Raw genomic sequence first — 13208 nt, forward strand, 5'->3', positions numbered from 1 at the left:
AGGGACGACCTCGCGCGGCGGCCGTTCCTACCGTCGCGGCATGACTTCGACACCTGTGTCCCTGTACGCGCGCCGGATCGGCGGCGGTGCGCTGATCCTGGTCGGCACGCTGCTCGCCCCGCCCGCCGCCGTCGTCGCGTTCCTCCTGGCCGCGGCGGCCGACGCGCCCCTGCCCGCCTGCGCGGCGACCGCCTTGGCCGCCGCCGCGTCGGTCTGCGGTGGTGTCGCGTACCTGGGCGGACGCCTCGCCCGCGCCCGCCGCCGCGTCCCGGTCGCGATCCTCGTCGCCGCGGGCATGACCGCGCTCGTGGCGGTCGCGGGCCATCTGCTGGTCTTCCGGCCGATCGGCGTCCGCGCCACCGCCCTTCCGCCGCAGGACACCCGCTACTGGGGGCTCTCCACCGGCTCGCGCATCGCGTACACGTTCACCCGGGCGCGCGGGCAGCGCCGGGCGGACCCGGTCGTCCGGCTGCACGGCGGCCCCGGCACCCCGGGCGCCGGGCCGGACGACCTCGACCGCGCCCTCGCCGCGACCGGCTTCGACGTCTACACCTACGACCAGCTCGGATCCGGGCGCTCGCAGCGGCTGGCCGATCCCGCCGGCTACACGGTCGCCCGGCAGGTCGCCGACCTGGAGGCGATCCGGCTGCGGATCGGCGCGGACCGGCTCGTCCTGGCGGGCAGCTCGTGGGGCGCCACGCTCGCCGCCGCCTACCTCGCCGCGCACCCCGACCGGGCGGCCCGCGTCGTCCTCACCTCTCCCGGCGCGCTGTGGGCGCCGGAGTGGGAGAAGTCGGGCGAGGGGGAGATCTGGGACCGGCTGACCCCGGCCCAGCGGCGGCGGATGGACGGCCTGGAGAACCGTCCGCAGCTCGTCGCCTGGTCGCTGCTCATGGCGGTCAACCCGCGATCGGCGCACGCGCTGCTGCCCGACGCGGAGCTGGACCCGCTGTTCGACGAGCTGCTGTCGTCGGTCGGGTCGGCGGCGACGTGCCATCCCGGGCGTCCGCTGCACGAGGCGGCGTCGCGGTCGGGGTTCTACTCCAACCAGATGATCTCCGACGACATGCTGGAGGCGCCCGACCCCCGTCCGGCCCTGCGCCGGGTCGCGGTGCCGACGCTGATCCTGCGCGGGGAATGCGAATACAAGAGATGGGAGATCGCCCGCGAATACCGCGACGTGATCCCGGGCGCGAGACTCGTTCAGGTGCCGGACGCCGGGCACGTCATCGAGGCCGAACAGCCCGCCCTTTACCGCTCGACCGTCACGGCGTTCCTGACCGGGCGTCCGCTTCCCCTGGCCCCGTACACGGCTCAGACCGCCCCGCCGTCCCAGCGCTGAGGCGGTTTCATCGGTCGCGGCCGAGCAGCATGTGCGGGTAGCCCCGGTGAATCCGCTCGCCGAGCGGGACGCCGAGTTCGCCGACGAACGCGGTCAGTTCCTCGATCGCGGCGGGGACGGTCTCGGCGTCGCCCTTGAACTCGAACTCGACGAAACTGCCGAGGCTCGCGAGGGTGTCGAAGGCGACCACGATCCGGCCGCCGGGGAGCGTCCATTCCTCGCGCACCTTGTCGACTCTGACCATCTGGGTGAAGTCCAAGGCCCGCAGAGTGCGGCGGACCGCTTCGGCGTCGGTGACGTCGCTCTCGTACTCGTCGCAGTGGGTGGCAAGGCCGTCGTCGTCCAGGTGCCACTTCTTGAAGTTGAGGGACGCGCCGCCGTCCGTCCGGCGGATGCGCAGCCATTCGGTGACGACGGGCCTTTCGAGGAGGTCGCGGTGCGGGGCGTTGTAATAGGTGTCGACCTGCCGGACGGCGGGCCCCGGTTCGCCGCCGCGCCCGGCGAGGACGGCCCGCAGCGGCGCCGGGTCGTCGACCAGGTATTTGTGCTCGATCTCGACGTATTCCATCAGGGGCCTCCCGGTGCCGGACGGCCGGCGCGAGGGGGACGCGCCGGGCGTTTCCCAGCCTTGTCGAGCGGGCCGCCGCGCGGCGCCGGGTCGGCCGATGGTGAGGACGGTGTCACCCCGGCTCAGATGTCACCCGGCTCGGATGTCACCCGGCTCAGAGGCCGAGCGCCCGCGTCACACGCTCGGCCGACTCGTCCTCGTCCATCGCGGTGTCGATCTCGATGACGGCCAGTCCTAGCCGTCTCGCCTCCGCGGAGAGGAGATCGGTGAACATCCGGTCGCGTTCGAGGAGGTTGCGCCGAGCCCGTACGGGGTCGCCGGTCTTGTTCGGCATGTCCCAGCCGCGTCCGTCGAACGCGGCCAGGCGGAATTCGGGCGTCGGGAGGAGCCAGACCGCGTGACCGGGATCGGCGAGCAGCGGCTCGACGAGGCGCGGCAGCAGCCGGAAACCCTCGACGACCACGCCGGTGTCCGCCGGAAGGCGCAGCAGGTCTTCGACGATCAGGCCGAAACCCTCGCCCCGGAACCAGTGAAAGGTGTCGAGCATCGTCTCGGGAGAACGGTTCACCCACCGTTCGTCCATGCTCATGGCCTTGAAAGCGCTCAGATAAGGAGCGTCGTCCGGCGTGCTGCGGGCGGCGTGGTCGGGCATCGCGTCGTCGGTCGAGTACACGCGCAGCGAATGCCGGGACGCGACGCGCCGCGCGACGGTCGACTTTCCCGCGCCGCTGCCGCCGCCGATCCAGCGCACGTGCCGCAGCCGTGCCCGCAGCGCCGCGGCGCCGGCGGTCAGGACGCCGCTTCCAGCGGCAGCCCGCCGCCGCGCCAGGCGGCCGCGAGCTCCTGCACCGGCAGTCCGAGCGCCTCGCCGAGGCGGACGATCGTGCCGAACCCCGGGGACGGCAGCCGACCGGTCTCGATCTTGCGCAGCGTCTCCGGCGAGATCCCGGCCGCCCGCGCGACCTCCGCGAGGTCGCGGCCGGCCCGCGCGTCGCGCAGCAGGGAGCCGAGTCGCCTGCCGGCCTCGATCTGTTCGGGCGTGAGCGGTTGCCGGACCATGCGCCCAGGGTAGGACTGGTATTTCTATACCGTCAAGCGTTAGAGTGCCGGTATAGAAATACCGGCACCGCACGTACATGAGGTATTCGTGATCGAACTGAAGACGCCCGCGGAGATCGAGCGCATGCACGTGGCCGGGCGTTTCGTGGCCGAGGTGCTCACCGAGGTCTCCGGGCTCGCCGCGGTCGGCGTCAACCTCCTCGACCTGGAGCACCACGCCCGTGCCATGCTCAAGCGGCGCGGCGCCGAGTCCTGCTACTGGGACTACGCGCCGTCCTTCGGCAACGGCCCGTTCCGCAACGTCATCTGCCTGTCGGTCAACGACGCCGTCCTGCACGGACTGCCCCACGACTACGTCCTGCGGGACGGGGACGTCCTCAGCGCGGACATCGCGGTCGGCATCGACGGCTGGGTGGCCGACTCGGCGTGCACGGTCGTCGTCGGGACCGCCGCCGAGGAGGACCTGCGGCTCATCCGCGCCACCGAGGAGGCGCTGGAGGCGGCGATCGAGGCGGCCCGGCCCGGCAACCGCGTGGGCGACATCTCGGCGGCGATCTGGGCGGTCGCCCGCGACTACGGCTATCCGGTCAACGACGAGTTCGGCGGGCACGGGCTCGGCCGCACCATGCACGAGGCCCCGCACGTGTCGAACAAGGGCAAGGCGGGGCGCGGCCTGAAACTCCGGCCCGGCCTCACCCTCGCGCTCGAACCCTGGTTCGCCCGGACGACCGACCGGATCGTCTACGACCCCGATGGCTGGACGATCCGGTCGGCCGACGGCTCGCGCACGGCGCACTCCGAGCACACGGTGGCCGTCACCGAGGACGGCCCCCTGGTGCTCACCCGCCGCACCCGCTGATCGACCGGGGGCTCTCGCGGGGGTGTCAGGTCCTGCCGACACCCATGGCGGTGCCGTCCCCGGCGAGAATGGTCGTGTGGCGCCCGGTGGCGTGGCCGCCCGAGAAGGCGGCCGCCGCGCCGAACCCGAGGAACGCGGCCAGCAGCGCGGCCAGCAGGGCCGCCGCCGCCAACAGCGCCCGGCTCCCTCGCGACTGGTGTTCCAGGGCCGCCATCGTGCCTTCGACTACGCGCATCGGAATCCTCCCGTGTTCGGCGTTCCGGCCGTCCACGGGTAGGTATGCGCGAGGGTTACAGGGCCCGGCGGCGTCAGCCCCAGCGGGTGAGGTCGCCGGTCGCGGCGAGGTCGGCGGCGACGTCGAGCAGGTTGCGGCGCGCCGGCCCGTCGCGGTCGGGCGGCCAGGCGACGACGGTGTCCGCCCGGTCCCCGGCCAAGGGGACGAACACCACCCCGCCGCGCCGGATGCTGTTCGCGGAGCGGGCGAGCCGGGTCACGCCGACGCCCGCGGCGACGAGCCCGAGCAGGTTCGCCGCCCCGTCCGCCCGCTGGACGACGCGGGGCGTGAACCCGGCGGCGGCGAAGTCCCTGTCGTACTTGTCGTGCCAGGGCGGCCACGACCCGCGCGGTGAGAGGACCCAGTCCTCGTCGGCCAGGTCGGCGAGGCGGAGTTCGGCGCGTCCGGCCAGGGGGTGCCCGGTGGGCAGGACGGCGCAGACCGGTTCCGTGGTGAGCACGCGCGTGGCGAGGTCGGGGACGAGCGGCGGGCGGGTGAACCCCGCGTCGAACCGGCCGTCCCGCAGCCCGGCGACCAGCTCGTCGATCGGCACGTTGTGCGTGGTGAGTTCGAGGCCGGGGAACCGCTCCCGCAGCGCCTTGACGACGGGCGGCAGCATGTAGTTCGCGGTGGACGTGAGGAACGCCAGGTCGAGGCGGCCGATCTCGCCGCGTCCCGCGCGCCGCGCGACGGCCGCCGCGGCGTCGGCGCGGGCGAGGACGGCGCGGGCCTCGGGCAGGAACACGCGGCCCGCGTCCGTGAGGCGGGTGCCGCGCGTGTCGCGGTCGAACAGCCGCACGCCGAGGTCGCGTTCGAGCGCGCCGATCTGCTGCGACAGCGACTGCTGGGCGAGGTGGAGGTGCTTCGCGGCCCGGCCGAAGCCGAGGTGCTCCGCGACGGCGACGAAGTAGCGCAGTTGACGCAGCTCCATGCTCACAGGACCCGACTGTAACCGCCGGAGGGAGCGTGTGTTGGCCGAGCCGGGGCCGCCCGCGCCAGGGTGAGGAGGACACGGGAACGAACCGGGATCAGGGGTGCGAACGACGATGACGGAAACTGGCCGGGTGTGGTTGATCACCGGTTGCTCGGCGGGGTTCGGGCGGGAGCTGGCGCTGGCGGCGCTCGCGGCGGGGGACCGGGTGATGGCGACCGCCCGGCGTCCGGAGAGCCTCGCCGACCTCGCCGAGGCGGGCGGGGCGCGCGTGCGGACCGCGCCGCTGGACGTCACGCGGGAAGACCAGGTGACCGCCGCCGTCGAGCGGACCATCGCCGAGTTCGGACGGCTGGACGTCGTGGTCAACAACGCGGGCCACGGCAGTGTCGGCGCCGTCGAGGAACTGGACATGGCCGACCTGCGGGCGCTGATGGAGGTCATGTTCTTCGGCGCCGTCGCGGTGACCAAGGCCGTCCTGCCGCACATGCGCGCCCGACGCGGCGGGGCGATCGTGCAGATCAGCTCGATGGGCGGGCAGCTGAGCATGCCGGGCTTCGGCGCGTACTGCGCGGCGAAGTTCGCGCTCGAAGGGCTGTCGGAGGCGCTCGCGGACGAGGTCGCGCCGTTCGGCGTCCGGGTGCTGATCGTGGAGCCCGGGGCCTTCCGCACCGAGTTCGGCGGCGGGCGGATGCACCGGTCGCGGGTCATCGAGGAGTACGCCGCCTCGACCGGCCCGACCCGCGCGGCGGTCGACGGCATGGACGGCGCCCAGCCCGGCGACCCGCGCAAGGCGGCCCAGGCCATCGTCAAGGTCCTGGACAGCCCCGACCCGCCGCTGCGGCTGGCGCTCGGGAACGACGCGGTCGACCACATCGCCGCCCATCACGAACTGCTGCGGGCCGATCTGGCGCGCTGGGAGAAACTCAGCCGCTCCACGGATCTCGACTGAGTGCCGCCATTTCCGAAAATGACCGGCTCGCCCGGCCGAAACGCGGGGCGAGCCGGTTTTGGGACGCTCCTACGCCCTTTCGTCAGCGCAGGATGGAGAAGCGGCGGACGATCGGCAGGCGCGCCCAGGTCCGTCCGAAACCGAGCGTCGTACCGGCGTCGGCGAACGCGACCGAGATCAGCAGGGCGGCGTAAATCCAGTGCTCGTCCATGAAGGGGTTGGTCTCCGGCCACAGGGACGCGGCCCAGAGCATGAACAGCAGGATCGTTCCACCGGCGGCGGCGATGCGGAGGCAGACGCCGAGGAAGAGAGCGACGCCGAGGCCCGCGAGCCCGAACATGAAGAGGGAGTCGACCCAGACCTGCCCGGCCATGGAGTGGAGCATCTCCTTGAACGGTCCGTCGGCGTGGCTCAGGAAGCCCTTGGACGGTGAGGCGCCGGACAGCCAGCCGTCCTGGGTGGGCTTGCCGAGCCCGAACAGCTTGTCGAGGAAGGCCCAGAGGAAGAGCCAGCCGAGGAGGAGCCGTCCGACCGCGAGCGCGTAGCGGGCCGGGTGCGCGGAGGAGATCGACGGCGGGGGACGCAGGCGTGTGTCAAGGGACATGGGGGTTCCTTGGGGCGGGGGTGGGAGCCATTCAATAGGTAAGTTTCCTATTAGTTCCGCGCCGCCGCAACCGGACCAGTGGAACTGTTTTCGCGGTGAGCGCGTCCGGATCGAGGGTGAGCGGCACGGTTCCCCCGCGCGATTGCCGCTAAGATCATCGGATGCGGAGGAGTTCGGCCTCATCGCCCCGTCCTCGGCGCGCCGGCCGCCCGGCGGCGCTCACCTGGGAATGGAACAGCGTCCGGGCCGACCACCGTTTCCCGCGGCACGCGCACCGGGACTGGTCGTTCGGGGTCGTCTGCGGCGGCGTCGGCTTCGTCGACGTCGGCGGGACCGTCCACGAGGCGCACTCCGGGGCGATCACCGTCCTGCACCCGGGCGAGTCCCATCGCAGTTGGACGCATCCGACCTCGGGCCTCGACTACGTCGTCATCACCGTCACCAGGGCCGAGGCCGCCACCCTGCACGGCGGACGGGCCGCGCCGACCTTCACCGAGCACGTCATCGACGATCCGGGCTGCGCCGGGGCGCTCCTGACCGCCTGCGAGTCCCGCTCCGGCGACGCGGCGACGCCCGTCGCGGGCGCGCTCGCCCTGCTGTTCGGCACGCACGCGCGGGACGAGGACGCGTCGTCGTCCCCCTCGCCGGTGGTCCGCGTCCTGCGCGAATACCTGGACGACCACTACGCCGTCCCCGTGTCGCTGAGCGACATGGCAGCGCTGGCGCGGGTGAGCCAGGCGACCCTCGTCCGGCGCTTCCACGCGGACCTCGGGCTGGCGCCGCACGAATACCTGGTGTCCCGGCGGATCGACGCGGCGCGGGCGATGGTCAGGTCGGGCCTGCCGCTGCCCGAGATCGCGCAGCTCACGGGGTTCGCCGACCAGAGCCACCTGCACCGGCACTTCACCCGGATCGTCGGAGTGACGCCGGGCCGCTACCGCCGGAACTGAGGCGGGGTCGCGTCGTCCAGGAGGCGCTCCAGAAGGGCGATCGTCTCCTCGATGTCGTGGGCCGTCGTCTCGGGATGGGTGATGCACAGCCGCAGCACGGGGCGTTCCTCGATCTCCGTCGTCAGCACCAGGGCGAAACCGTCCTGCAGCGTGCTCGCGGCGACCGCGCGGGTGACGGCGTCGACCTGGTCCGGCGTCGCGCCGGCCAGCACGGGCCGGAACGTGAGGATCGCGAGCTGGGCCGGGCTGACGACCTCCCAGCGGTCGCTGTCGAGGAGCAGCCCCTCGGCGTGCTCGGCGAGGGCGATCCCGTGCTCGACGGCCCGCCGGAAGGCGTCCAGGCCGAAGGTCTTGAAGGTCATCCACATCTTGAGCGCCCGGAAGCCGCGGGTGAGCTGGGGGCCGAGGTCGTAGTAGTTCAGCGGCGCGGTGCCGTGCCGCGTCTCGCGCAGGTACTCGGCGTTCATGCTGTAGGCGTCGATGAGCGCCGTCTCGTCCCGGACGAGGACGCAGCCCGCCTCGTACGGCTGGTACCACCACTTGTGCGGGTCGAGGGCGAGCGAGTCGGCGCGGGAGAGGCCGTGCAGCAGGTCCGCGGCGCTCTTCGACAGGGCCGCGGCGGCCCCGTAAGCGCCGTCCACGTGCAGCCACAGGCCGTGCTCCGCGCACAGGTCGGCGAGGTCGTCGAGCGGGTCGACCGCGCCGGTGTTGGTGCTTCCGGCGGTCGCGACGACGCAGAAGGGCCGATGCCCCGCGGCCAGGTCCCGCGCGATCTGCTCGCGCAGGGAGGCCGGGTCCATCCGCAGGCGGTCGTCGGTGCCGACGGACCTGATCTGCTCCTCCCCGATACCGATGAAGCCGAGACTCTGGCGGATCGAGCCGTGCGTCTGGGACGTGAGATAGATCAGCCCGGACCGGTCGCCGGACCTCGACCGCGCGGCATGGATCGCGATCAGGTTCGCCATCGTGCCGCCGCTGACGAAAAGGCCCCCGGCGGTCGACGGGAATCCGCATATGGCGCGCAGCCAGTCGATCGTTATCCGTTCCATGATGGCCGGGCCCGAGCCGACGAGCCACTGCCCGGCGAACACGTTGAACCCGGACGCGAGGAAGTCCGCGACGGCGCCCACGTAGGTGCTCGGGCCCGGAATGTAGGCGAGGAACCGCGGGTGGTCGGTCTGGACGGTGAACTCGCGCACATGCTCGACCGCCTCCCGCATCACCTCGATCGCGTCTCTCGGCTCCTCGGGGAGCGCCGCGTCCATGAAGGCTTCGATCTCCTCGCGGTCGGGCGGTGCGCCGACCGGCCGGTCGCGAAGCGTCGAGAGGTGTTCGACCACCTCGTCCACCGCCCGGTAACCCAGGTCTCGCATGTGCGCGGAAGAGAGCCGCAGAGGGACGTCCAACGATTCCTCCTTCAGGGGGACGCTGACCGTCACGATCGCAAGGGGGAGCGCGAAGTGTCTTGAACGATCTGCTCACGCCGGCGGGCGCCCTGGCGCCCGCCGGGCCCGAATGGTAAGGCGGCGGCGGGCTGGGTAAGCGGAACGCGACGTCCGACCATTCGGGAGGAGAGCTGTTCCATGGCTTCGACGACTGTCGGCGACTACCTCCTGGCGCGCCTGCGCGACTGGGGGGTCGAGAAGGTGTTCGGATACCCGGGCGACGGGATCAACGGACTTCTCGCCGCCTGGGGCCGTGCGGGCAACAAGCCGCAGTTCGTCCAGGCGCGGCATGAGGAGATGAGCGCGTTCGAGGCGGTGGGCTACGCCAAGTTCACCGGACGGGTCGGAGTGTGCGCCGCGACGTCGGGCCCCGGGGCCATCCACCTGCTGAACGGGCTGTACGACGCCAAGCTCGACCACGTGCCCGTGGTCGCGATCGTCGGACAGACCAACCGCAGCGCGATGGGCGGCTCCTACCAGCAGGAGATCGACCTCATGTCGCTCTACAAGGACGTGGCCAGCGAGTACCTCCAGATGGTCACCGTCCCGGAGCAACTGCCGAACGTGCTGGACCGGGCGATCCGCGTCGCGACGGCCGAGCGGGCGCCGACGGCCCTGATCATCCCCGCCGACGTGCAGGAGCTGGAGTACAGCCCGCCCAAGCACGCCTTCAAGATGGTCCCGTCCAGCCTCGGGGTCGCGCTGCCGTCCGTCAGCGCCGACGCGGAGGCTCTCCGGCGCGCCGCCGACGTCCTGAACGCCGGACGGAAGGTCGCCATCCTCGCGGGGGCGGGCGCCAGGGGCGCGGCGGCCGAACTGCGGGAGGTCGCGGACCTGCTCGGCGCGGGCGTCGCGAAGGCGCTGCTCGGCAAGGACGTCCTGCCGGACGAGCTGCCCTACGTCACGGGCTCGATCGGGTTGCTCGGCACCCGTCCGAGCTACGAGCTGATGAACGACTGCGACACCCTGCTCACGGTCGGGTCCAGCTTCCCCTACACCCAGTTCATGCCTGACCTGGACCAGGCTCGGGCCGTGCAGATCGACATCGATCCCAAGCTGATCGGCATGCGGTACCCGTACGAGGTCAACCTGGTCGGCGACGCCGCCTCCACGCTGCGCGCCCTGGTGCCGCTGCTGGAGCGCAAGAGCGACCGTGAGTGGCGGGAGACGCTCGAGTCGAACGTGCGGAGCTGGCGGGAGACGGTGGCCGACGAGGCCATGGTCGACGCCGACCCGATCAACCCGATGCGGCTGTTCCACGAGCTGTCGCGGCGGCTGCCGGAGGACGCGATCGTCGTCGCAGACTCGGGCTCGGCCGCCAACTGGTACGCCCGCAACCTGAGCTTCCCCGCGGGCGTGCGCGGCTCCCTGTCCGGGACGCTCGCCACGATGGGCCCCGGCGTCCCGTACGGGATCGGCGCGAAGTTCGGGCACCCGGACCGTCCCGTTATCGTGTTCGAGGGCGACGGCGCGATGCAGATGAACGGCCTCGCCGAGATGCTCACCATCAGGCACTACTGGCGGCAGTGGGAGGACCCCCGGCTGATCGTCGCCGTCCTGCACAACAACGACCTCAACCAGGTCACCTGGGAGATGCGGGCGATGCAGGGCGCGCCGAAGTTCACCGAGTCGCAGACCCTCCCCGAGTGCGACTACGCCGCGTTCGCGGCGAGCAACGGCCTCAACGCCATCAGGGTGGACGAGCCCGGCCGGATCGCCACGGCCTGGGACGAGGCCCTCTCCGCCGACCGGCCGACCCTGCTGGACGTCCGCGTCGACCCGGACGTCCCGCCGATCCCGCCGCACGCCTCCTTCGAGCAGATGAAGGACAGCGCCGAGGCCCTGCTGAAGGGCGACGAGGACCGGCTCGGCGTCGTCAAGAAGGGCATCAAGGTCAAGATGCAGGAACTCCTCCCGCACCGCGCCGGGAAGAAGTGATCGCGCCGGGAGAAGCGCTCAGCGGGACCGCCAGGTCTGAGCGGTGAGGAGCAGGCTCCGCCGCTTCGTCGAACTCGTCCAGCAGGGACCGGAAGTCGCGCAGGTAGTCGCCGAGCCGCTCGGGCGGGACCGCCGCGTCCTCCCGCCCTCGTGGGTGTCCCGGCCGCCCGGCGGATACGCGGTCGCGCCGAGCCCCGCCTCGCGCACCTTCCACAGCCGCAGCTCGGCCTCCGGGTCGTCGATGTAGGCGACCCTCGGGTCGTGCTCGGAGCGGTGGACGTCCCGCAACAGGCGGTCGGCCCGCTCGTCCGCCTGCTCGCGGGTGTCGCCCGCGAAGCGCGCCATGAGCCAGCCCGAGCCCTCGGGGATGTCCCGCAGGGCCTCCTCGCCGACCACGCGCTCGACTCGGTGCCGACGAGCGCGCGGGCGAGGTCGGCGTTCAGGTCGTCCAGGCAGGGGCCGGGCTCGACGACCGCCCGCCGCCCCGGGAGAGGCCGGGGACGTCGTGCTCCCTGCAGACCTCGACCGCCGCGACGGCCGCGTCGACGCTCAGGGGACCACCACGCCGATCGGCGGCTGCCTGTAGTTGGACGCGTCGTGGGCGTAGTCGGCTCGCGACCCGGCGTCGAACCGGACCTCGCCGTCGACCCGGGCCGCGAGATCGCGCTGCGGCATGGCGGGCATACGCGACCAACTAACTGGGCGTCCCGTCCTGATCGCGCGTGGTGTCCAGAAGGGGATGGCCGTCGGGCCACGACAGTTTCGCCGCGATGGCGTAATCGATCTCGATGTCGCGGTAGGTGGTGTTCTCCTCGACCTCGTCGGGAAGATTGGTGCGTTCGCTTCCGGACGTGGAAGCGTCGGCGGCGTCGGGGGAGAACGTCACCGAGTTCTCGGGCGCCGTGTCGAAACGGAGCTCGTCGGCTGTCACCCGGGCCGTGAAGAGGATGTCCGCCTGAGCGCGTTGTTCCGGACCGGGGTAACCGTCACGAGCCACTGTCGCTCTTCTCCTTCTCCTCGTTGTGGGAAGGGGTGTACTGGGAGAGCATCCGGAGAAGGGAACGGCCGAGGTCGCGTACCGATTCCCCGGTCTCGTGAAGCGCGCTGTGAAGATCTGTGAGCTCCGGCCCGTCGTCGCCGTCTTCTTCCGATTTCTCGCCGTTACCTGAGCCATTGGCTGAGGGCTTCTCCTCGCCCTCTTTTCTCTCTTCGCCTTCTTCGCCGCCGTTCTCGTCGCTGTCTTCGGCTTTTTCGTCGGCGTTGTCGTCGTCGGTGGCTCCGGTCGCGCTTTCGGCGGTCTTCCCGGCCGCCTCCCCGGCTTTACCGGCCGCCTCCCCGGCGCCTTCTCCCGCGCCCTTGGCCGCGTCGCCCGCGCCTTCGCCGACATCACGAACGCCCTCGCCCGCGTTCTCGACGGCTTCGCCGGTCCCTTTCCCGACGTCGCGGACGCTCTCGCCTGCGCCTTCGCCGACGTTCTCGGCGGCGCTGCCTGCGCCTTTCCCGACGTCGCGGACGCCTTCGCCTGCGCCTTCGCCGACGTTCTCGACGGCGCCGCCCGTGCCCTTTCCGACGTCCCGGACGGCTCCGCCCGCGCCCTCGCCGACGTTTTCCACGGCGCCGCCTGCGCCTCGGCCGACGTCCCGGACGGCTCCGCCCGCTCCTTCGCCGACGCTCTCGACCGCGCCGCCCGCGCCTCGACCGACGTCCCGGACCGCGCCGCCCGCGCCTTCGCCCACGTGCTCCACGGCGCCGCCCGCGCCGCGGCCGACGTCCTCGACGGCGCCCTTCGCGCCCTTGCCGACCTCGCCCACCGCCGTGCCCGCGCCGGAGCCGATGTCGCGCGTCATCGCCTCCACGCCCCGGCCGATGTGCTGGAGGATCTCCGGGTTGCGGTCGAGCGTGGTCAGGACGCGGTCGACGATGACGGCCACGTTGTCGAGCCGGACCTCCAGCCGCGCCTGCGCCCCGACCCCCTTGATCTCCAGCTTGACCCGGCCGAGGCGGACGTCCGCGCCGACGTTCAGCTTGAGCAGGTCGAGGACCTCGGCGACGAGCGAGACGTGCGCCTCCAGGTCCTCCAGCTCGAAGGAGATCTCCTCGACCTTCAGCTCCGGGACGTCGAGGTAGACGTCCGGGCCTTCGCTGGTACGCGGGCGCTCCGGGGTCAGGGTCCTGCCGGTGAGGCCCTCCGACTCGCCGGACCCACCGCGCTCAGGACGTTCGTCCCGCTCCGCTCCCTGATCGCGCTCGTCCCGCTCGGCTCGCTCTCGGCGCTCGTCGGCCATC

At 72.2% G+C, this 13208-nt stretch carries 16 protein-coding genes; 5 read left to right on the top strand and 11 right to left on the bottom strand.

Annotation, left to right across the window (positions count from 1 at the left end):
* Positions 1–40 precede the first annotated feature (40 nt).
* Positions 41–1342: an alpha/beta fold hydrolase gene (locus FXF68_RS34145; protein ID WP_187438244.1), complete on the top strand. Its 1302-nt coding sequence runs from the start codon at positions 41–43 to the stop codon at positions 1340–1342.
* 7 nt (positions 1343–1349) lie between these two features.
* Here the strand turns inward: FXF68_RS34145 and FXF68_RS34150 are convergent, their stop codons facing one another.
* The 3 genes from FXF68_RS34150 to FXF68_RS34160 all read right to left on the bottom strand — a co-directional run bounded on the left by FXF68_RS34150 (position 1350) and on the right by FXF68_RS34160 (position 2969).
* Positions 1350–1910 carry a class IV adenylate cyclase gene (locus tag FXF68_RS34150; RefSeq protein ID WP_148766668.1) on the bottom strand — a complete coding sequence of 187 codons (561 nt, stop codon included), beginning with the start codon at positions 1908–1910 and terminating at the stop codon, positions 1350–1352.
* Between the two features lie 154 nt (positions 1911–2064).
* The gene (locus FXF68_RS34155) at positions 2065–2661 is read right to left on the bottom strand and encodes a P-loop NTPase family protein (RefSeq protein ID WP_222870214.1); all 597 of its coding nucleotides are present in this window, start codon (positions 2659–2661) and stop codon (positions 2065–2067) included.
* 38 nt (positions 2662–2699) lie between these two features.
* The gene (locus tag FXF68_RS34160) at positions 2700–2969 is read right to left on the bottom strand and encodes a helix-turn-helix transcriptional regulator (protein ID WP_148766670.1); all 270 of its coding nucleotides are present in this window, start codon (positions 2967–2969) and stop codon (positions 2700–2702) included.
* An 88-nt stretch (positions 2970–3057) separates the two neighbouring features.
* Here FXF68_RS34160 and map point away from each other — a divergent pair, with 88 nt between their 5' ends.
* A complete protein-coding gene (gene map, locus FXF68_RS34165; protein WP_148766672.1) occupies positions 3058–3828 on the top strand; it encodes a type I methionyl aminopeptidase in 771 nt (256 codons plus the stop codon).
* A 25-nt stretch (positions 3829–3853) separates the two neighbouring features.
* Here map and FXF68_RS34170 read toward each other — a convergent pair whose 3' ends face one another.
* Positions 3854–4063 (bottom strand): hypothetical protein, encoded by a 210-nt coding sequence (locus FXF68_RS34170; protein WP_148766674.1) that lies wholly within the window; start codon positions 4061–4063, stop codon positions 3854–3856.
* Between the two features lie 73 nt (positions 4064–4136).
* Positions 4137–5033, bottom strand: coding sequence for a LysR family transcriptional regulator (locus FXF68_RS34175; RefSeq protein WP_246179101.1), 897 nt, complete (start codon positions 5031–5033; stop codon positions 4137–4139).
* A 115-nt stretch (positions 5034–5148) separates the two neighbouring features.
* Here FXF68_RS34175 and FXF68_RS34180 point away from each other — a divergent pair, with 115 nt between their 5' ends.
* A complete protein-coding gene (locus FXF68_RS34180) occupies positions 5149–5985 on the top strand; it encodes an oxidoreductase (RefSeq protein WP_148766678.1) in 837 nt (278 codons plus the stop codon).
* A gap of 82 nt (positions 5986–6067) precedes the next feature.
* Here the strand turns inward: FXF68_RS34180 and FXF68_RS34185 are convergent, their stop codons facing one another.
* A complete protein-coding gene (locus FXF68_RS34185) occupies positions 6068–6589 on the bottom strand; it encodes a DoxX family membrane protein (RefSeq protein ID WP_187438245.1) in 522 nt (173 codons plus the stop codon).
* Between the two features lie 161 nt (positions 6590–6750).
* On the opposite strand from FXF68_RS34185, the gene FXF68_RS34190 reads away from it, so the two are divergent.
* Complete coding sequence (locus FXF68_RS34190; protein ID WP_148766682.1) at positions 6751–7539, top strand: AraC family transcriptional regulator; 789 nt, start codon at positions 6751–6753, stop codon at positions 7537–7539.
* Here FXF68_RS34190 and FXF68_RS34195 read toward each other — a convergent pair.
* Positions 7524–8945 carry a pyridoxal phosphate-dependent decarboxylase family protein gene (locus FXF68_RS34195; protein ID WP_148766684.1) on the bottom strand — a complete coding sequence of 474 codons (1422 nt, stop codon included), beginning with the start codon at positions 8943–8945 and terminating at the stop codon, positions 7524–7526. The genes FXF68_RS34190 and FXF68_RS34195 overlap by 16 nt on opposite strands.
* Before the next feature lie 177 nt (positions 8946–9122).
* Between FXF68_RS34195 and FXF68_RS34200 the strand changes: the two genes are divergently transcribed.
* Positions 9123–10922 carry a thiamine pyrophosphate-requiring protein gene (locus FXF68_RS34200; RefSeq protein ID WP_148766686.1) on the top strand — a complete coding sequence of 600 codons (1800 nt, stop codon included), beginning with the start codon at positions 9123–9125 and terminating at the stop codon, positions 10920–10922.
* Here the strand turns inward: FXF68_RS34200 and FXF68_RS44825 are convergent.
* The 4 genes from FXF68_RS44825 to FXF68_RS42750 form a co-directional block, all read right to left on the bottom strand.
* Positions 10879–11136: an FAD-linked oxidase C-terminal domain-containing protein gene (locus FXF68_RS44825; protein ID WP_425458634.1), complete on the bottom strand. Its 258-nt coding sequence runs from the start codon at positions 11134–11136 to the stop codon at positions 10879–10881. The two genes, FXF68_RS34200 and FXF68_RS44825, sit on opposite strands and share 44 nt — an antisense overlap.
* Before the next feature lie 335 nt (positions 11137–11471).
* Positions 11472–11597 carry a hypothetical protein gene (locus tag FXF68_RS44560; protein ID WP_281292244.1) on the bottom strand — a complete coding sequence of 42 codons (126 nt, stop codon included), beginning with the start codon at positions 11595–11597 and terminating at the stop codon, positions 11472–11474.
* Positions 11598–11616: 19 nt separating this feature from the next.
* Complete coding sequence (locus FXF68_RS34210; RefSeq protein WP_148766688.1) at positions 11617–11919, bottom strand: hypothetical protein; 303 nt, start codon at positions 11917–11919, stop codon at positions 11617–11619.
* The gene (locus FXF68_RS42750) at positions 11909–13207 is read right to left on the bottom strand and encodes a TrbL/VirB6 family protein (RefSeq protein ID WP_187438246.1); all 1299 of its coding nucleotides are present in this window, start codon (positions 13205–13207) and stop codon (positions 11909–11911) included. Before FXF68_RS42750 ends, FXF68_RS34210 begins: the two co-directional genes overlap by 11 nt.
* Between the last annotated feature and the right edge of the window lies 1 nt (position 13208).

The sequence above is a fragment of the Actinomadura decatromicini genome, assembly GCF_008121305.1.
Lineage (GTDB): Bacteria > Actinomycetota > Actinomycetes > Streptosporangiales > Streptosporangiaceae > Spirillospora > Spirillospora syzygii.

Excerpts from the sequence above, each read along its gene's own strand:
- FXF68_RS34185 (WP_187438245.1), bottom strand. The coding sequence starts at position 6,589 with ATGTCCCTTGACACACGCCTGCGTCCCCCGCCGTCGATCTCCTCCGCG.
- FXF68_RS44560 (WP_281292244.1), bottom strand. The coding sequence starts at position 11,597 with ATGCCGCAGCGCGATCTCGCGGCCCGGGTCGACGGCGAGGTCCGGTTC.
- FXF68_RS34150 (WP_148766668.1), bottom strand. The coding sequence starts at position 1,910 with ATGGAATACGTCGAGATCGAGCACAAATACCTGGTCGACGACCCGGCG.
- FXF68_RS34190 (WP_148766682.1), top strand. The coding sequence starts at position 6,751 with ATGCGGAGGAGTTCGGCCTCATCGCCCCGTCCTCGGCGCGCCGGCCGC.
- FXF68_RS42750 (WP_187438246.1), bottom strand. The coding sequence starts at position 13,207 with ATGGCCGACGAGCGCCGAGAGCGAGCCGAGCGGGACGAGCGCGATCAG.
- FXF68_RS34180 (WP_148766678.1), top strand. The coding sequence starts at position 5,149 with ATGACGGAAACTGGCCGGGTGTGGTTGATCACCGGTTGCTCGGCGGGG.
- FXF68_RS34175 (WP_246179101.1), bottom strand. The coding sequence starts at position 5,033 with ATGGAGCTGCGTCAACTGCGCTACTTCGTCGCCGTCGCGGAGCACCTC.
- FXF68_RS34145 (WP_187438244.1), top strand. The coding sequence starts at position 41 with ATGACTTCGACACCTGTGTCCCTGTACGCGCGCCGGATCGGCGGCGGT.
- FXF68_RS34200 (WP_148766686.1), top strand. The coding sequence starts at position 9,123 with ATGGCTTCGACGACTGTCGGCGACTACCTCCTGGCGCGCCTGCGCGAC.
- FXF68_RS34160 (WP_148766670.1), bottom strand. The coding sequence starts at position 2,969 with ATGGTCCGGCAACCGCTCACGCCCGAACAGATCGAGGCCGGCAGGCGA.
- FXF68_RS34170 (WP_148766674.1), bottom strand. The coding sequence starts at position 4,063 with ATGCGCGTAGTCGAAGGCACGATGGCGGCCCTGGAACACCAGTCGCGA.